Annotated in this window: 19 protein-coding genes and 1 pseudogene; 4 read left to right on the plus strand and 16 right to left on the minus strand. The window is 35.2% G+C overall.

From position 1 onward, the window contains the following. The first annotated feature begins 102 nt into the window (after positions 1-102). Entirely contained in the window at positions 103-264 is a 162-nt protein-coding gene (locus OOZ15_RS18325; protein WP_416337327.1) for an integrase core domain-containing protein, read from the plus strand. Between the two features lie 170 nt (positions 265-434). Here OOZ15_RS18325 and OOZ15_RS18330 read toward each other — a convergent pair whose 3' ends face one another. From OOZ15_RS18330 to OOZ15_RS18405, 16 genes are all read right to left on the minus strand, one after another. Further along, the gene (locus tag OOZ15_RS18330; protein ID WP_265957902.1) at positions 435-2363 is read right to left on the minus strand and encodes a leucine-rich repeat domain-containing protein; all 1929 of its coding nucleotides are present in this window, start codon (positions 2361-2363) and stop codon (positions 435-437) included. A 590-nt stretch (positions 2364-2953) separates the two neighbouring features. After that, positions 2954-4870, minus strand: coding sequence for a TraM recognition domain-containing protein (locus OOZ15_RS18335; RefSeq protein WP_265957903.1), 1917 nt, complete (start codon positions 4868-4870; stop codon positions 2954-2956). Beyond that, on the minus strand, positions 4860-5180 hold the full coding sequence (locus tag OOZ15_RS18340) for a hypothetical protein (RefSeq protein ID WP_265957904.1): 321 nt from the start codon (positions 5178-5180) through the stop codon (positions 4860-4862). Before OOZ15_RS18340 ends, OOZ15_RS18335 begins: the two co-directional genes overlap by 11 nt. Positions 5181-5183: 3 nt before the next feature. Next, complete coding sequence (locus tag OOZ15_RS18345; RefSeq protein WP_265957905.1) at positions 5184-6038, minus strand: hypothetical protein; 855 nt, start codon at positions 6036-6038, stop codon at positions 5184-5186. Positions 6039-6051: 13 nt separating this feature from the next. Then, on the minus strand, positions 6052-6627 hold the full coding sequence (locus OOZ15_RS18350; RefSeq protein ID WP_265957906.1) for a hypothetical protein: 576 nt from the start codon (positions 6625-6627) through the stop codon (positions 6052-6054). 108 nt (positions 6628-6735) lie between these two features. After that, entirely contained in the window at positions 6736-7248 is a 513-nt protein-coding gene (locus OOZ15_RS18355; RefSeq protein WP_265957907.1) for a hypothetical protein, read from the minus strand. Between the two features lie 10 nt (positions 7249-7258). Continuing rightward, positions 7259-7720 (minus strand): hypothetical protein, encoded by a 462-nt coding sequence (locus tag OOZ15_RS18360; protein ID WP_265957908.1) that lies wholly within the window; start codon positions 7718-7720, stop codon positions 7259-7261. Between the two features lie 86 nt (positions 7721-7806). Further along, positions 7807-8430: a hypothetical protein gene (locus OOZ15_RS18365; protein WP_265957909.1), complete on the minus strand. Its 624-nt coding sequence runs from the start codon at positions 8428-8430 to the stop codon at positions 7807-7809. An 18-nt stretch (positions 8431-8448) separates the two neighbouring features. After that, positions 8449-9054, minus strand: coding sequence for a hypothetical protein (locus tag OOZ15_RS18370; protein WP_265957910.1), 606 nt, complete (start codon positions 9052-9054; stop codon positions 8449-8451). A 2-nt stretch (positions 9055-9056) separates the two neighbouring features. Next, positions 9057-9572 carry a hypothetical protein gene (locus tag OOZ15_RS18375; RefSeq protein ID WP_265957911.1) on the minus strand — a complete coding sequence of 172 codons (516 nt, stop codon included), beginning with the start codon at positions 9570-9572 and terminating at the stop codon, positions 9057-9059. Positions 9573-9575: 3 nt separating this feature from the next. Next, positions 9576-11912, minus strand: a complete 2337-nt coding sequence (locus OOZ15_RS18380; protein ID WP_265957912.1) for a TraG family conjugative transposon ATPase — start codon at positions 11910-11912, stop codon at positions 9576-9578. 17 nt (positions 11913-11929) lie between these two features. Then, positions 11930-12412 carry a hypothetical protein gene (locus OOZ15_RS18385; RefSeq protein ID WP_265957913.1) on the minus strand — a complete coding sequence of 161 codons (483 nt, stop codon included), beginning with the start codon at positions 12410-12412 and terminating at the stop codon, positions 11930-11932. 86 nt (positions 12413-12498) lie between these two features. Continuing rightward, positions 12499-13329 (minus strand): DUF4138 domain-containing protein, encoded by an 831-nt coding sequence (locus OOZ15_RS18390; protein WP_265957914.1) that lies wholly within the window; start codon positions 13327-13329, stop codon positions 12499-12501. An 8-nt stretch (positions 13330-13337) separates the two neighbouring features. Continuing rightward, complete coding sequence (traM, locus tag OOZ15_RS18395) at positions 13338-14627, minus strand: conjugative transposon protein TraM (RefSeq protein WP_265957915.1); 1290 nt, start codon at positions 14625-14627, stop codon at positions 13338-13340. Beyond that, positions 14620-15225, minus strand: a complete 606-nt coding sequence (locus tag OOZ15_RS18400) for a hypothetical protein (RefSeq protein WP_265957916.1) — start codon at positions 15223-15225, stop codon at positions 14620-14622. The genes traM and OOZ15_RS18400 overlap by 8 nt, the downstream gene beginning before the upstream one ends. A 483-nt stretch (positions 15226-15708) precedes the next feature. Continuing rightward, a complete protein-coding gene (locus tag OOZ15_RS18405; RefSeq protein WP_265957917.1) occupies positions 15709-15966 on the minus strand; it encodes a hypothetical protein in 258 nt (85 codons plus the stop codon). A gap of 291 nt (positions 15967-16257) precedes the next feature. On the opposite strand from OOZ15_RS18405, the gene OOZ15_RS18410 reads away from it, so the two are divergent. The 3 genes and pseudogenes from OOZ15_RS18410 (at position 16258) to OOZ15_RS18420 (ending at position 19367) form a co-directional block, all read left to right on the plus strand. Further along, positions 16258-17439: a hypothetical protein gene (locus OOZ15_RS18410; protein ID WP_265957918.1), complete on the plus strand. Its 1182-nt coding sequence runs from the start codon at positions 16258-16260 to the stop codon at positions 17437-17439. Positions 17440-17631: 192 nt separating this feature from the next. Then, positions 17632-19008 (plus strand): hypothetical protein, encoded by a 1377-nt coding sequence (locus OOZ15_RS18415; RefSeq protein WP_265957919.1) that lies wholly within the window; start codon positions 17632-17634, stop codon positions 19006-19008. After that, positions 18974-19367, plus strand: a pseudogene (locus OOZ15_RS18420) (N-acetylmuramoyl-L-alanine amidase family protein). The gene OOZ15_RS18415 and the pseudogene OOZ15_RS18420 overlap by 35 nt, the downstream one beginning before the upstream one ends. Position 19368 lies beyond the last annotated feature (1 nt).

Consider the following 19368-nt stretch of genomic DNA (forward strand, 5'->3'; position numbering starts at 1 on the left):
ATCCGTTATTCCCCTGTTAAACACCTCTATTTTGTAATAATCCTCTTCGTAATGCTTAATGGGGATATTAACAATCTGTAGACCATATAATTGATTGCACTAGTGTTGCGTTATAAGTTCGAATCCATTGAAAGTGCCAAATCTAAAATATTTGAATGGATAGAAATATGGTATAACAAGAAACGGTTGCATTCTTCGTTGGGGTATAAAACCCCTTACGAAATGGAACAAGAATTTTATCAGAAAATTAATCATGCGGCATAGTCCTTAAAAAATTGTCCGACTTTTTGTTGCAAGTCCATTCCCGGGCCACGGCCCGGGAGGAAGCACAAAGCGAGAGGCCTTTGTCGAACAGGAAAGGACGGAAGTGTCGTTTGATGTAAGCAGGCATTATCATCAAATCAAAAATATCGAAAAAGGAAATCCCAGGCACACTACAGTTTGGGGCCTTTCCTATTGGACACTACCTCATTGGAGAAAGAATCCCCCCCCCGGATAGGAGACCGGGACCGCTCTCTTTGATTCGAGGCTGTCATAAGCCCCGAAAGTCTTGTGTCTTCTCCCTTATATTTGACTGACAAAGCCTTGATCTTGTTCTCCAACTCCCCAACCGACTTCAAAAACTGACCCTTGAGGTCCCCCTCTGGAATCTCTATCAACAATCGCCTGAAAGCTCCTTTCTGCTTCTCAATATCCAACAAGTCTTCCACTTCGGGTTTATCATATAAAGACATAAGATTTTCATGCTCTTTTTTCTTTAGAAATTTCTCCAGCTGCTCCCCATATGCTGCCACATGCTTTTCCCTTTCCGTCATAACTCCGTTTTCGGTAAGAAAGGCCTCCCGCATCGACCTTAGCTTCACAGGATCCACAACATAGTTGCCCCTTTCGGAACGAATGAATTCATTACCTTCCTCCTTGCAGCACAACCGGGGAAATTCCTTGGCCAATGCATCCGATACCTGACTAAAAGCATATCTTATATGGGACGTTTTGGAAGGAATACGAGGCCGATCTCCCTCGATCTTTATCTTGTTTTCCGGATAAGTTTCTGCCTCCGCACAGAACAAACTATTGGAAAGCCCTTGAAGCTGTTCTATTTTCTCGTTCTCCATCAAAAATTCCTTCAATTCCTTCACAGCCCTCTTCTCTACAGCTTCTCGATCCAAAAGTGCGAGCATTTTATCTGAAAGCTTTCCTTGACCGTTTTTCAATGCCTCCCCTATCGCTACCTGGACCAAAAAATCGTTTACAGGGGTAGCACAATTTCCTAGAGAGGTCGCTATCTTCTGCATGGTCACCTGTCTGTCTTCCACGGAGATACTCTCGTCAAGGACATGGTCCAAGAGGCTCCTAGTAGCCGGAAAATACACCTCCAAGAACAACGGGGAACGAATAGGTACTTTTCCCAAAAACTCAAAAAGGGTGCCCCATGTAGTCTCTTTCCGGTTCGCTTCTACTATATCAAAACGGCCTAAATCAAGCTCTTCCAGACGGGCTCTTATTTCCGGTGCTGCTTCTTCTCCATAAAGCTTACCCATAACATCTTCTACATCCCTAAGGATCTCGTAGGCAGCCATATCGGTTGAAACAACCCCAGGAGCAAAGGAGTGCGATACCCAGTGCCGGGCTAACTCAGTCAACGGATTGCCCTCCAGGGTCAGTACTCTAAGCTCTTCCAAATCCACCAGCCCATCCGGAAGGTCCGAGAGGTCATTATACATCAAGTAGAGCCTTTTAAGGTTAGGTAAATCCAGCGTGTTTTCAGGGATGGTTGACAAGTTGTTTCTTGACAGATCAAGTTCCTCCAGACCGGACATATTCCTTATATCTTGTGGAAGATCTGACAAATCATTCCCCGACAGATCAAGCTTTATAAGATTTGAAAGGGGGAATACTTGCTCAGGGAAGTCAGTTAGAAGATTATCTGACAAATTGAGAACATCAAGACTTAACATGGCACTCAACCCGTCAGGGAGTTCCTCCAGGTCGTTGTCTCTCAAATCGAGCTCCACAAGATTAGTCAGCTTCTGTATTCCTTCTGGGAGATTCGATAATTTATTCTCTGATAAATCAAGCTCATTAAGGTTTGACAAGTTCAGTATTTCCTCAGGGAAGTCAGATAGAGAATTATCCGACAAATCGAGCACTATAAGATTAGTTAGCTCCCGTATTTCTTCGGGGAGCCCTGACAACTCATTGTTCGACAGGTCGAGCCCGTTAAGGTTAGAACATCTTGTTAAATCAGACAACAATGCTCTTAGGTCATCAGTCGTCAGTTCCAATTGGCTAAGAGAGACTTTTTCTTGCCCCTCCAATTGAGCTTTGTTAATTATTTCCCTCGCTCTTTTTACATTTCCCATGTCTATTGTTTTTTAGATAGTGTTAACACTAATGGTATCAAAAATCAACGGAATATAGATAAGGGCAACAGACATCACGTTGAGTTTATCGAACCTCGAAAAAATCCTCCTAAATCCCTTTAACTTTTTGAAAAGCCTTCTCGTTATTTTTCTTAAACAATTCCAACCTGTTCTCCTAAACGGCAGCACCAGAACGAAACCACGGTCAAGTGTCTGGTCTCCTCCTCATGAGCCCTGCTCATTATTTTGTGCTCGGCCCTCCTCATCAATACCATACCCTCTGAGGCATTGGCACTCTCCCACGGGGAGAGAAAATGAATATAAAGGACCTCAGAATCTGAAAAATACAGGAGATCACTTCTCTTAGCCCTTTAAAAGCCCATAATAATACAAAGTTCCCGTATCTGGCGAAAATTAAGTATGCGAAAAAAGCAATGGTCCGTTAAATACCAATATCTTAGTTCTTCATACATGGTTGTTGTTGAACGGATAGGAATATTGTACTGTAATATATTGAACCTAAATTCTCTTTTCATAAACTCAAAGAAATCATTTTCGTAGTATCTGTTTTGTTGTACAAGCCACCACCCTTAAGAAGGTTTGTTCTGTTCTTTTTCTTCAAGTGTAGCCAATTCATTTTCAATAATTATGTTTACCTCTTCTATAATTCGCTTAAAATTTAAATTAATATAAGATTCCAAATCTTCAGGGAGTTCACTGTTTTTTATAAGCTCCTCTCCCTTAATGTTTTTTCTCCCTTTATCCGGAATAATAAATCCCCTGAATATTTTTCTTTTTAATCCTTGATCAAAGTTGTCCGATAATACACCAACAAACTCCCCTTGAGATAGTTGAGAAATTCTCGATTGAGGTAATATGTATTCCAGTTGTTCATTTATTGATACTGATGTTACGTCTGTTTGAACAGATACATTCTTAATTTTTTGTTTTGTTTTACCAAAAATCTCTTGTAGTTCTTTTGCTGTATTACTTTTTACCGATCCGCTAAAAATATTTCCGGCAATATTAAAAATGGTTTGAGCAGCTTTCTCTCCATAGTCTCTTTTTAATTGTTCCAAATCTTGAAACCCCAAAAGCGTACATACTTTATTAGATCTAGCAGTCGCCATCAAATTATCGAGTCCCATAAAATACAACGTTGGTAGTTCATCCAAAACAAGTGACGATGGTGATCGCTTTTGAACATTAATTAACTTCATCAATTGTGTGACAATAAGGCCCAGTGCAGGAGCATTTGTCTTTTGTGTCTTAGGATTATTTGCCAAGACCAGAATAGATTCTTGATCTACAAGGTTAATATTTAAATCAACATTCATTTCGGGATATACATTATTTCCCATTACCCAAAAGAGCTCTTTGGTCGCTATTTGAGATAGAGGAATACGGGCAGAGGCTGTTTGTCCTGCCAATTGTTCGTAGGCCTGTTTTTCTAAGGCATCTTTAAAAGGAGTTAAAAAGAACTCAAGCTCAGGTTCAGTTTCTAGTAGTTTAAATACCTTTTTGTCATCTTGAGAGGCCAAAGAGATAGCATGGGGGAGCGTACAGAATTTTCCATTTTGATATAGCTTTAAAAAGTAAATACACGCAGAAAAATAGGAAATAGCAGACTGTGCAAAGAAATCCTTCTTCTCAATCCATTCTTTGTTCAGGTTAAATAGAACTGTTTGAGACGCTTCAATAGCATCACTGGTTCTTTGAATCAAGTCCGGAGCTATTGGGTTAATGAATTGAGAATATTCAATATCCTCAAGATTAACTATTTTAAAAGAAGCTTTATTATTACTAGCTTTATAGAAATTATATGCTTCCTGTGTTAACGACGGGAACTTGAAATCATATATCATAAAAGAGAATTTTTTTAACATTTGTTGTCTTATAAACTCCTCAATGATAGAGTACGTCTTTCCCGACCCGGGATTTCCCATAACAATGCACCCCCTAAAAGGATTGATGACGTTGATCCATCCGTTTTTCATTCTTAAGTTAACAGAATGCTCATTGGTCATTTTTTTCTTTTCCTGTTTAAAAATCTCATTGTTTTCATTAAACTGATCATCCTTGTCGAAATAAGAAAAATATCTTCTGAAAATTAAAATGGCAGCAATAAATAGAACAGAGGAAAGAACACTCACCAATAGATAGAATAAAGGGAACTGTATAAAAAGAGGGCTAATGAGATTGATAAATAACATTAAAAATATACTGCCCAAGGCATAATATTTATATTTTGATGTTTTGGGTATTTTTTTTACATGAAGCCCAATAGAACATAGAGCAAACACCAAGAGACTTAAAATTTTAATGTTGATCTTATTTCTACATAAAAGTTCAAAAGAATTACAAATGGAACTTTGGATTGAATTTAATATAGGAATGTTAACCCCAAACGAAAAAACAATATCAAAGGCAATAAGAAACAGACCTATTAAAAAGCCAAAGATTATTATAAAATCCATAGAATATTTATCTCCACTACTACTTCCCATCGTTACTTTTTTTATTAATTCGAATTAATGATTCAATCGTACTGTTTACTCTTACATTGTCTTCTTTAGTTACTATCTCGTTCATGTATGCTATTAACCCGCCACTTGCCTTAAATTTTTTTGTCAATTTTAAGTTTGCAAACAAAACACCAAATAAAAGGAATGATACTAAAACAGATTTAGCCAACATTATTATAGTAAATAAAGCTAACCCTATGGATATAATTGCAGTTTGAATACTAAAGCCAAAAATTTGTGGTGTGTCTTCCAGATATTTCGGAATTTCAAAAATTTTATCATTATTCCTCATAGTTTACTTTTTAGATAACATAGATCTTATTGAAGATAGCCCACTCGAAATTCTTCTAAATCCACTTGCACCTCCCCCCCCCCAAGGGGCTCCTAATGGACTTCCTCCATTAATCAACAATTCACAAAATCGGGGGACCTTAAGAAACAAAAATATAGCTGATACCTGAACAGCAACGACAACAAAAAAAGAACTAAAATTCTCCGTATCTATTCTTGTTAGTATAATCAAATACTTTAAAACCATAATAAATGGTTCCCATAACAGAATAGCTAAAAATGACAAAGCCCAATTGAGAAAAGACCTTTCATTTCCGGGAATCAGTGAAAAAGTAAGTGAAAAATAGCCCATGAAGTAATAAATCGCAATAGATAAAGCTTGTTTGATCAACATGTATGAAGCGATTAAGCTTCCTACAAAGTAAACAAATAGATGTATAAGCTCCATGAAAGGATTGATTTGTAAAACGTCATACAATCTATCGTCCACACGCGTCATTGAAGAATTGAACCTGCCATCAAAACCGGTAATATCTATGCCTGACAAATTGAGTATAGATTGTTTAACAATATCTGTTAAAAGTCCCATTGGCTTGATCATAAATAAATCAATAAGGGGTTGGTATAGTACAATTCCTGCCATAATTAGACAAGGGCGAATAATTACAAAAGGATCCAGACCTTTTTCAGGGTTTACCATATATAGAATCACCTTGTAAACAATAAAAATAAGTACTAAAACACCTGTAATTGTAGATAGATATGAATGAAAATTATTAATCAAAATTTCAAATTGATTAAGAAAATCTGACCTCATTCGAAGAATAAAATCATTCGTGCTAGATTGTAATGCAATCATAATAATTCTGTTTTTAAGTAGCTATAAGTGGTAACAAGTTTATAAAGACCACTAATTTACCAAGGTTAAAGTCTATTTTACTCAATCTGGCATACACTTCTAGATATTCAACAGCCAATCTCTGGGAAGCATTTCTATAATACCCTTCGCCATCGATAAAAAAAGTGCCAATTCCTACCAAGGTAGCTACCCTTTGTTCCAACCTCTCAGTCCTTGATCTCAGTCGATCGAATTCTCTTAATTCCTTTCGATAGCCCGGGACATAATGTATGGGTGAAATTAATGCTTTCTTTGCGTCTATACTATTTATAAGAGTCCTTGAGGATATTGATAAGGCGTTTAAAACATTTATATTACTTAAAACAGAGCCCCTCCACTTATTCATAAGTGACCTTTCCTCATTAACTATAGCTGGTATGATTGTGCTTGCCTGTTCATTTTTAAGAGAAGCTGCAGTTCCAAGCATTCCAGGTATAGCCACTCCACGAATTGCATAAGCAGAAGGATCCAGAACAATATTTATGACTTGTTGTCCTTCTGAATAATTAAATAGCATTATAAATATCAACAAAAATATATTACTCTTCATTCGGGTTTTGTTTTTTATTTAACTTTGTCGTAGCAATAGTGGCTATCTTTGATATTGCTTTTTATCCGCAAAAATTGGAATATAGCAACAATAATCTTTTAGAAAAATTCATTGTATGGAGATTTTGATAGCTCTATCAATGATATCCAAAAGGATTACTTTTCTTTCACCTTCCGTCATATAATTGTCCCTTTTAAATAAAGTATTTAATTCAGTTTTTAAGGACCGTATTTTTCGAACATCGGCAGCCGTTATTATACTCATTTTCCTTGCTAAACTCGATAATCCAGGGATATTTCCAGAAATAGAATTTTTTGCAACAATGTATTCTATACATCTATCAAGAAAGCGATCAGTTTCAAATTTTTGAAAACTTAAACTATTGCTTATTTCACTCAAACTGTTTTCATAATCGACAATAAACTTTTTTACAGTTTGGGTTTCCATTGCCATTGCTGTTAGCTTAGGAATCATCTGTCTGTCTATAGACAGGGCTCTTCTTTCCTGGGAATGCGCTAAGGGATCCGGAAAATTAGAGTTGAAAGGGCCTAGGTGAATAACAACTTGAGAAGAAACGCTCGTAGTAAAAAGTAGAAATGAAAAGATATATAAAGAACTCATATGTTAAAATTTAACGGGATTGGAAAACAAGAAAAAAACGCTCTGCTACTGTTAAATCTTCTAAAATATTATCAAGATCCTCCTCAACTTTTTCCAATTCGGAAACAATTTCCATACATGTTTTAATTAGATTTCCATGGTTTGAAAAATCAACCCCTATATCACTTTCTATACTGTTTAAGTATGCTGTATATATCAAAAGCTTATCTTGCCTTTTATTTTTCTTTCGCTTAAAAAGCAGGGGAATGGAGTTATTATTTCTTATGGCTTCCGAAAGTTTTTGGCGAACTCTGACTATGGCATTATCAATTCGGAAAATTGGGCTGAAAATACTTGTAAATCCATAATAGGGAAGCTCTTTCCTTATTTGGGCATTGAGATTTTTCATTCCCATATGCACCCTATTTTCAGCTGTCTTGATAAGAGTAAGGGCTGCAACATTGGCAGCGGCAGAAGTTTCTGCTTCTACCAAACGGATAATGATTTGGGACTGTAATGTATTAGCTCTCAACAGTACAATTAGGAGTAACAAAACTGAAGCATATTTAGATATGAAATTCATAAGCCCAAACTTAATATAGTACTTAAATCATCTGCCGGCATTGTCGCAACATTGGCCAATAGTGAGGCCAAAATGATAAATGAGGCATCTTTATATGCGTGTCGGTTTGTTTTCTTTAGTTTTGCCAGCAACTTTTGGTTTAGGGAGTACAACTCTTGTGTATTAGCATTTCTTATATTGGTGTTTCTTACAGAACTTATCAAACCGGCAATCGAATTGTTGATTGCTAACTCTCTGGTAAGGTATTCACTTTTTTCAGCAGTAATATAAAAAGGAAACGAAGAAGGTGCTACTATTGGAGTTCCCATTAACAGGTTGTTTATTGTTAAGTTAAGACCCAATGGAACTGCCAACGACTTATCATGTCTATTTATTTCAAATTCCTTTTTTCGGATTTCTTGTTTGCTCCTTCGGATATCCTTTAGGCCTTGATGGATTAATGTCTGCTGTACCAGCATGGCCGAATTTACTGCTGATTTTTGTCCCAATATTTGCAACAGTGTTCGGTCCGTATTAATCCATGTAATCTCAAAAACAACAAATTGTGAAAATCCCTGAAGAGATACGATCAAAAAGACGATACTTAAACTCCACTTTTTAATTTTGATAGATGTAGTCATAATTGCTTTTTTAGATATTTATATTTTTCTGGATGCTGCTCTTTGCCCCAACTTCGTATCGAACTTTGGAATTGGCTTCCTTTCTTTCTCTTTTTTTCTTCTTTTAAGAGCATTATGGCTCAGAGTTATGTTAGGCGCTGTCATTTTTTTAAATTTGGAATTATTTCTCATTGTATTGCGGGTTGATTTTGACTGGTCATCAGGAATAATACCAATTTTGGAAACGTTTTCTAATCTCGTTGACATTTGGTTCAAGGTAGCCTTATTTACTTCCAGCACGCTTGCACGTTCTTTTTCTTTGGAAACAGTCTGTTTAGTATTTTCCTTTTGATCCCTCTTTGATATTTTTTCACTCAAGGTTCTTTTGGAAAGGTCTGATACTTTCTTAATTCCATTGGCAATTTCCTTCTTGAAAGCAAAGGCCGTGAGAGAGGTTCCAGCTATGATACCTATGGGGCCTCCTATAGAAAACATAAGAACGGCCAAGATAACAGGCATTAGCTTACTCTGCATATTCTGCAAAAAAGATACCGCTCTATTTGGTTTTTGGTTTTGGGAAGCTTTTTTGCCATTTAACTGGTCTTTACTTTTTTCTTGTGTTTCTAATTCTTTATTTTCTTCCATTTTTAGAATTGTTTATGTGTGTTTATGTGTTGTACTTTTTGTACAGGACGTTTAAGCCCCTCTTTATTAAACCCCGTCGGTGGCAGGGAATATTCCTTTTGGGGTTTTAGCATTCCCACTAATCTTCTTTTGGATGTACCTTCATCGGTAGGTGGCATGTTTGTTATTGCAAATAATTTTTCAAACCAATCAATTTCCGTAAATGGGGATTCTGCTTTTTCCAAGGGTTTAACTTTTGATATGATTTTCTTTAGTTCTGTATATTTTGTTTCACCAAATAAAGAAAGTACCATTGAGAGAAGTTCTGCTTCTTCCCTCTGAAGTCCAATGTTTTTATTATTGGTCAAAGTTGTATTTATGAGCTTTGTAACAACGTCTTCCCTATCTTCAAAAATGAATAGGGTCACAATAAATATAAGTATTCCACCATGTGGTGTAGGTAATGTTTTTAATTTGGATATTAATATTATTAAAAGAATATCCTTTTCTTTTTTTTGGGTGGGACATTTTTTACTCATGTATTATTTCATTTCTTCTATAAAGTCTTCAAGAGCCATTTTTATGTTTTCAGTTTTTTCATAGGTCTTATAAATCGTTTCATTTTCATCTCCATTAGAAGTATAACAAGCATACCGCTGGGTAGAAACTTTTAAATTGTATACATTAGATAAACTTCCCATCTTTATAAAAACTTGCCTTTTAGCTGTAGAATACAATTTGGAAATATCAGAGTCTGTAAAAGACAAATACTTAGAAAATTTATCTTTAAGTGATAGTTTCTTTTTGTGAGAAAGGAGGAAAAATGTATCTGTATTATTAATCATTGCTGGACCAGCATCAGTACTGATAATATCATCAACATCTTGAGTGGCAATAGCAATTTCCCCGTAGAATTTACGAATAGTTTTGTATAAATATTTTATGAACCCAACCATTTCGCCTTGCGAAAGAGGTTTCCAACATTCATCAATAAATATGGATTTTCGAACACCTGGAAGGTTCCGTATTTTATCCATTGTTGTTTCTATAAGTAGCATGACTATCAACGGAAATAGTATGGGGTGATCTTTGATATTGTCCAATTCAAAAACAATAAATCTTTTGTGCAAAAAATTCATTTTTGAGTTGGCGTTCAAGACAAAATCATAATCTCCCCCCTTATAAAAATCTGCAGTGGAAAATAAAAAACTTTTTTTGTTAAAAAATGATTCGGCTTCTTCAATATCATTTTCAGAAACAAATTCGTAAAAAGCATTAAAGCAAAGAAAAGTTGTAGTATCGTTTTCTGCTTTTTCAAAAAAGGCACCCAAGTACTTGGATAAAGCATTTTTTTCTTCCCTACTAGCTTTATTATCATTTCCCTTCCATAAAAAAAGTAACAAAGAAACTAGAAATTCCTTTTTTTCAATATTATAGTTCTCAATATTAAATGGATTAAACTGTAAAGGATTTTCTTTTTCATATTCCAAATAATCTCCTCCTACAAGGTAACATAGTTTTTTATAGGAATTTCCAATATCCATGATAATAACATGGTGGCCTTGCTCATAATATTGGCTTACGATATGGTTTATAAGAAAGGATTTTCCAGTTCCTGAAGGGCCAAATATTAACCGGTTCCTATTTACAATTAGCCCCTTTTTAAGTGGAATATCCCATAAGTCAACCCTTATGGGTTCTCCATGTACACGATCACAAAGAAGTATGCCACTTGTAGCTTTTGAATTTGTTGTTTCAAAATTCAAGAAGGCACTGACGGCCTCTATTGGGAGTATAAACTGATGAACTTTGTCCATATTTGCGGAATTCCCCGGGCAGTTTGATTGGTAAAAATTTTTCAACGAAGAAGTCAGATATATCGTTTTTATTCCCGAGTTCTGGAATTCTTTCCTAACCTGATTAACATTATTTTCAAGAATATCATATTGAGGATTCCAAAGAAACATGTTAAAGTTCACCTTTACATAACCCACATCGTTTTTCTCTCCTTGATCCAAAAAACTATTTAAGGTTTCATTTGCTAACATGTTGAACCGGGAGAGTTTTCTTAATCCTTTAAAGTTATTGGATTTTTTCTCTATTTCACTTTTAACGCTATCTGAGTCTTCAAGAAAAATGGTTTGGTTATATAAATGGCTACATGAAATGGAAAAAACATAATTATGAGTAAAAGGGACAAAGAAGTCTGTCCTATCTGTCGAATATTCATGATCCCTTTTAAATAGAGAGAATGACTTAGGCAAACTATGACAACTTCCCATTGAAAAAGCACTCACAAAGTTGTCTTTTACTCGAAACCCTTTGTCAAAGGATATCTCATATTCTTCGTCCCGTCCCAATCCTTGATTGGATAAGGAAAAGTAAGATTGCATCAAGGCGATAATTTCACCTTCATTAAGTTGTCGTATGTTAAAATATTCTGATAAGGTCAATTTATTAATAAATGCTTTCGAAAGTTTAATAAATTGCTCTATCTTATTTTTCTTTCTTGTCTCACTGACCTTATTTTTAGAGTTTATTTTAGGATGGGTTAGAATAAAATAGCATTTGTGTTCTAAAACCGGAGTTTCATAAAAAAAAGTATTATCGGATTTTGAAAGATATTTTGTGGAAGTTGATACAGGCTCTGTATTGTTTTTCATAAAAAAGTAATCCTGTTTTTGAAAAATTGTTCCGACTGGTAAATTTCTAAGGCCATTAGCTATGGTATCAGAGATTAAAATAAGGCTTTCTTTATCCAAGGAAAATACTTCGGGTAATTTTACCTCGAAAGCCAAACTTATATCTCCTTTTTTCGAAACAATTAAATCTTCGTCATCAATCGTTAGAATAGGGAAAAAATCTTTAAAATCTACCATAGGTTTAATTTTTAACTTTAAGAGTCGTTTAATAAGAGATGTATCTCTTTTAGTATGGAATTTACTTTTACCATTACTCTACTTTGTACAGCACTTTTTGGAGTAAATTTGGTTGCAGTGACGGGAATTACACTAACCAATTCTTTAGCTCGCCTTAACAACTCCACTTTTTTTATACACCTATTTCTCTTTATAGGTCCCCACTTCCCGATACATGGGTTTGTTGGAAAAGAATAATAGGTAAGGGATGGAGCCCTGACACTTCTGGATTTGGTTGTTTCGTAAAAAATAGTATTTGTAGCAAGATACTCCGAAAACAAAGGAAGGTTTTTACGTAATTCCCGATCGTATTGCTTTGCCAAAAGAATCTGTATTTCTCTTAGAGCATAACTAACTGCAACGTCGGGAGTTTGGGACATTATTTTTGTAATTCCCAGTATGCAAAACATAAAAATCATACTATACTTTCTCATGTATTTCTGTGCTTTAAGCGGTTTCATTGATCCTTTTTTCCTTCCTCAACACCTGTGTATTCCTTGCCTGTGATAAAAAATCCGATACCCTTCGGGAAAATGACCGTGGAGCGCTAAAACTCTTTAAGCAAAAAATCCTTTACCTTTAAAACAATTTTACCCCTTCGCCCTCCGGAACTATTCTCGGGGATTAGTACCTCCAGCACTTCGTTTTCAGTGGGTAAAAACCTATCAAAGCCGAATACAATCGTACATGCTGAATTTCCCGGTACATCCTTGGTATTATTGCACACAAAACTCGCTTCTTTTTCGATGAACTGTACGGCTCTTTGCTTCTTTAAAGGTCTTAGAATATCAAATTTATTTCTAGTCGTTAACCAGAATCTGATAGAATCCGTCGTGAAATTTATTCTGGATTTATTTTCAATTTTTACTCTAAAAATCACCTTATCGTTTTCGTAATAAATTCCATTTACAATAAATTCCATTTTTTGATTGATTTCTCTTTTGAGAAAATTGGAATTTTTGGCATATATATAATCACAAAATTTCTTTTTGGTGTGGCCATTAAATAGTGGCAACTTAATGTGTGAGTCTTTAAATCGGTAGGTTTTTTTTTCAGGACTCTTTTTATATTTAATCCATAAAGAATAGTATGCACCCCCTTTCGTGATTATTGTTAAATTTGTTTTTTTGCCCGTACTCTTCCAGTTCTCAGGACGAATGCATTTGACTTTAACAATGTTTTTTAACTTGTCAACTGCAAATTCCGAAGTACCTATGTCTACATAATCAACTCCTTCCTCAAAAATTAAATGTGTGGTTAATATATCGGAAACCTCTATGGTTTTAACCTCAACAGTATCCTGTGCATCCATGGCAGTTAAACCCAGAAAGAAATTAAGTGCTATAAAATAAAATGTTGTTCGTCTATAATTTTTCATCGTATCGTCTATTTTATATCATCGACAGAGAGCCATATTTTATATCCTCCGTACATATTAACCCTCATACGATCCAGATATTTTAAGATTTTCTCCGACCCTATTATGATAGACGCTTCTTTTAATGGGACGGCTCCTGTATTTCCGGTAAGAGGATTGGCCTGTTTATAACTGTCTTTCACTAACTCCGTAATATCACCGGCCGTTTCGGCCGGAATTTTAGCCAGTAAATTTTCCTTTACATAAACCCCTTCCAAACCATCAAAATCATAAACATATATCGGGCTTGAAAACCTTACCTGGCCTTTTTGAATATTGACATTGGGACTTACCTTTATAAATATTCGCGAAGGAGCCGCATTAGCTATACCAAATAATACGGTGTTTTTGGGAACCGTATTTTCTTCGTCTATATAAATTTCTTCCAACAATTGAATCTTTACCAGCCCGCCATTGGTTATTAACTGATTCGAAAGAAACTCGGCTTTAAAAAGCTTATCTTTTTGACCGGCATTTTGATCTGAAATAGCTGTGACGAAAGCATTTCCGCTTTTTGTTGCTCCGAAAAAAGCCTTTTCTGATATGGATGTCACCGTTAAATTTTCCATTTCTTTCGATTCCACTGGCAAGACACCAGAACCATATTTCATTTTTTGTTTCGCAACGCTTCCAACAATTTCATGAATTTCGGAAACCTTAGAATCCTGAGAGCTAGAATCATGAAGCATTTCTGGGATATTTCCTTCTGGAATGTTATTATTACTTAATTCAGCATTTGACTCCATGATATTTAATAATCGATCAAGATATTCATTATCGGAAGAGCCCTCGCCCTCATTAATCACATCATCATATTGAAATTGGTTAATGGCTTCGATATCATCAAGACTTTTTTCATCACCATCTAAACCAATATCAACGTTATTATTCCTACTTACTTCTACACCTGTATCATTTGGGTTTATTGAGCCTTTCTCATTAAAAGACTCATTAGGCAGATTATATTGCTCGGCTGTTTTGTATGTAGGGCTTAAGTTACTATTATAAACCTGATCCTTAGTTAATTTAGTTCTTTTTTTTTGAATTTTATTTGGATCTGCATACTTATCATAATATTCAATCTTTGAAGAATCCTGATCTCCTTTCTTGTCTGAAATTTCAGGAACTTCAAAGCTAATCAAACTGTCTGTACTATTATCTTTCGATCTTTTAAATAAAGAAAAGTATCCAAATACTATTAAAAATGAAAGTCCTATTAAAAATACTACTGGAATCAATATCTTCTTATTTCTATTCATGATATAAAATGTGGTATTTACTAATCATTAATCCATGGGGATTGTCTACAGTTCTTGATACATCATATAGCTTACAGTTAATTCCTATTCTTTTTCTATCTCCTCCTTTTTCGTCTCCATACTTGTATACAATGGTCTTACCATAAATTGAGGCCGAATATGGATATTCCTTTACGTCAACTTTAATAGAATCTAGTTCAAACTTTTGAATTAAATTATTCATTTTAAGGTTTTGATACCATCCATCACTCTTTAGTGTTAGATAGTAATTTTTACCGCTATCATCTATTAGATTCAACGCTTTTTCAAGGTGCTTTTTATAGTTAAACTGATCAAGGTTAAAAAAGTATTTTTGAAACAATTTCATGTGATTAATTATTTCTGGTTCACGATAGGTTAACTCATCTTTAACTACCTTAGCTGTATAAGCCATTGTATTTCTATCCAGAATATAAACTTGAGATTTTGATAATTTCTTTTGTAAATAAACCCCATAGCTTAGACTTGCAAGAACGGACACCAAGGAAAGGATTATAGAAAACATAGCCATTTTTTTTAAAAAAATTAACAACCTATCTATCTGCAATAGCTTTTTCATAGTTCTAACTATTAGTAGTTTAAATCACTATTTTAGTATACATTTCATTCCATATAGAAACAAAGCAAATGTCAAAATATACGGTAACAGACAGCCCCCCCCCCCCATAGAAAGAAGCATGTCTGTATTATATAGTGAGACTTATAATGCAAGTAATTTACGTATGGTAAACATTGAAAATGGCTTCTAAGCCATACAAAACAATCATAAGTACACCCAACACATGAATTTATTCATCTGCTTTTTTCTTTTAATTCCCTTTTTGAATCATATATTCCCAAAGAGGTTCAAAGTAATCACTAAAATAATATAGGTAAAACCTAATGAAAAGCATTGCCATATTGAGGAGCATATTCCCTGTAAACAGAGAAGGTTTCAAAAAATGCCATTTACTTCCATTCAAGTCATACCATAGATAGGAAATTCCCTAAATCCGTATACGAATTTCCATATGGAAATTATAGTTTATAAATTGATTTAATTTTAGAAGGTTTCAGCATTAGGAAGAAAAAATTTAACTATTAAATTTACCAACCCTACTATTCCTAAACCAATTACAAATTTTATAAAATTCTTTTGTGCCTGGTCATTTCCTTGCATATATTGGAAGAAAACTATGAACCCACCAACCACAGCAAAAATTGCAGTTATGATGTTTAAAACCGTTCTGATAGTACCACCCCAATCTAGTAATTGGCTTTCAAGGGTTCCTTGCTGGATAATTAATGAAAATGCTGTCATAAATTCTTATATTATAAATTATTGATTATTTATTGATGAAGATGATTAACCTTCAGTTTTCCCCTAAATTTAATTGCACCAAACCAACGTTTTAACGTAATTTTAACTTGTTCTTAAATTGAATAGGAACTCATACTCTCCAAATTTGTCCAGCGTATGTTGACTTAATTAGGTAATATGGGGGAGAATATATTGCCTTCACCTAATTTTTCTTTAGGGGATTTTGTTGGCATACTTATCTTAATAGTTGTCAGACAAAAGGAATTCAATTAATTTTAAAGATTATCGATTATGAAGAAAAATTCTAAGTTATCTACCCTGTCAATTTTTCTCTTCTTACTCGTTTCATGTTCTTCAGATGATGATTCGTACAATGAGGAGTCTCAGAAATCTAACGAAAATTCTCCTGTAGAGGAGTTAACACCTGTAGAAGAAGCCTTGACCGAGAACTTATTTAAAGATATACTGAACGGATTTAGTATAACCAATATCATTAAATCTAGTGATAAAAATAAGCCTCCGTCAACTACTACTCCATCATCAATATCCAAACAATTATTAAGGCCAAGCGATACGGATTGTCGCCATGAAATAACAAATACGATCGAAAACAAAGATTTTATATTTTCTAATCCAATTACGGCAGAAGATATTGACAATTATTTAAATGCCGAAATAGTTTCCACGACAGAGTATTCCGTCAAATATTTTTCAAAAGATAAAGCACCAGCCACGGACTGTGAAACAGAAGAGCTTGAAGGCCCTGTTCCCAATCATGATGATGTGGATGCCCTCTTACGTCCGACTTTCTATCATTATGATCATATTTTTGATTATTTGGGAGAACATCATTTTGTTAATGAATTCTATATTGAAAGTTCTGAGCAGACGGTTCCTTCCGGAACATCTACCCCTTCTTCTTGGCTTGTAAAGAAAGGACCTATAGAAAAGAGAATTGATAGATATCATCAGGTTCATGTTTCGACCAAAGCTGAGCATTCCCGTGTAGAAGACTTGGAACTCGGTGGCTATGTTCGTTCGGAATTGGGGTATAAATTTGAGTTTTTGGAAGGGAGCAAGAAATACCATAAGGTTACATATACCATAATGAATGAATTGAGCAACCCTACACCTGGTGATACGCAGATCGATATGATAGATCGCTATGTTGTACGGTTTTTCGTACGATTTAGCGATAATACTGGAAGAGTAGATGGGGTATTTAGGATCCCTTTTGAATTTGACATAACAATAGACCTGGATGAAGTTGTAGAAAAATTAAAGGATGAAGAAGGCCAAAATTCATATACAAAAACAGTTCCCCTGTATTTAAAAGGTACAGATGAAAAGAGAGCTATAGGAACTGTTAAATACGTTATGGATGTTGAGGAGATATGGGAGGTTAATATTACAGCAAACCCTCTTTTAATTTCGGATTCAGAACTGGATTATATCCTAGCCCATTACAATTAACCTCCTATCCAAATGCCCTTCAAGGTTATATCAATGTTCCCATTATAGTATAGAATATATTTCCTCGGCACATGTGTATAGGGTATTCAGCAAAGGAAAAATTTATCCCTAGCTTGGTTTTTAAACTTTACTGTAATACCGATGCAATAATGTCAGATCTTTTTAATAATGTAACCATAAAATATACAGAAAATGGCTGTAACTAATTTATTTATAGATTTTGATCACACCCAAGTGAACGGGCACATACACAATGCTATCACACGTGCTCTAAATACTGGGGATTTACCCCAAGGATTCGACAGAGAAGAGGTCATAGAGGCTTTAAATAGCAATCTGGAACTTACAGAAGGGGTAGGTCGTTGGGTGGATAAGCAAATCGCTAAAAACAACATAGAGTTTTTTGACTCCAAATTACTTGCTGAAAAGGTAAAAGAGTACAGTGATATGGGGGTTAATACATTTACATTAACGGCATCCGGTGTTTCCAGTGCAATTCGTCGTATGTACCGAAACGCAGGCCTGGGAGCTCTTAGTGAATCTATTGTCCCGGTTTCCCATGATAATGTCCCCTTAAACAAGGCGAACCTAATTAGAGAATCTGAAATCGCAAATAAAATGGCAGGAAACCAAGACGTGGTTTCCATTTTCGTGGACGATTCAAAAAAAAATACAAACGCTGTTTATGAATTGCCTCAAGACAACGGGGTTGATAGAATGATATTTCATGTTGACCGCAATGGATTATGCAAAGACACTTTTGAGAGAATAGATTATTTTATGAAGTCTATAGAAATAACCCAGAATACGGAACAAGAACCTCGGGAAGCCGTTACATTAAGGGAAACAGAGCGATTGGCCAGGCCTGCACAAGCAGTAGCGACAGCATATGCAAATGATGAAATAGAGCAGACCCGTCACGCTGCAGAACAGAAAAGATTAATGGATAAGCCTAAACCGAAGGTAAGACCTAAGCCTGATAAAGCTAAATCAGCAATGGAAAATACTCTGGGAATAGTTACGCCCCTGTCTATGGATAAGCCGGAGGTAAAACCTAAGCCTAGTAAAGCTAAATTGACAGTAGAAAATACTCTGGGAGAAATAGCCGCTACGTCCCCTTCTTCTGAAACTCAAAAGGAACAACAGGTTGTATTCAGAGGAGAAAAACGACCGGATAGGTCTGCAAAAGCCATGGGCACTGTATACGTAAATAATTCGGTAGCTATTGAAGAAGCAAGAGCGGAAGTGCTTAGTAAAGCTCTTGACAAGCTTTTCGGAAACAATAGGTACTTGCATGATAAATTTATAGAAAACTTTCTTCAAGAAGGAATTGAACTTGAAGAAATAGCATTAGAGAACCCTACAGAATCATGTAGAGTCAGTATGCATTTGGGCATAGCAGAACAGAATCTGGAAAGAATACAAGGTAAAGTTAAAATAGACCGGGATGCTCAAAAACGTCAAACTTCGACACTTCGGCAGGCTCAGCACACCGCTTCGCTCAGCTCAAGTTTTTGTGATTTTACTGCTGAAAATGTGTATCGTTTTTGGGCAAGATTCTCCCGATAACTATCGGGATGATAAAAAAGTCATAGTCATCGACCCCGGACATGGTGGAGTGGATTCCGGTGCGGTTGGGATAAATGGTATCAAAGAAAAAGATGTTGTATTGGAAATGTCCGAAAAAATAATTCGGTTGAACAAAGTTTTTTTCGACGGCCAGTTGGATATTTACCCGACCCGGTACAAGGATACTTTGGTTTCCTTGTCAGACAGGGTTAAGTTTAAAGGTAGATATTTTCGTCTCCCTGCATTGTAACCATTCCGGGAATGCCAATGCAAAGGGAATTGAAATCTATGTTTATCATAAAAAAAATGCTTTTCGAAGTCGTCTGTTTGGTTGGGTTACGGGTTGCAGAAAAGATTGAA

It is taken from the genome of Galbibacter kalidii (assembly GCF_026241135.1).
GTDB lineage: Bacteria > Bacteroidota > Bacteroidia > Flavobacteriales > Flavobacteriaceae > Galbibacter.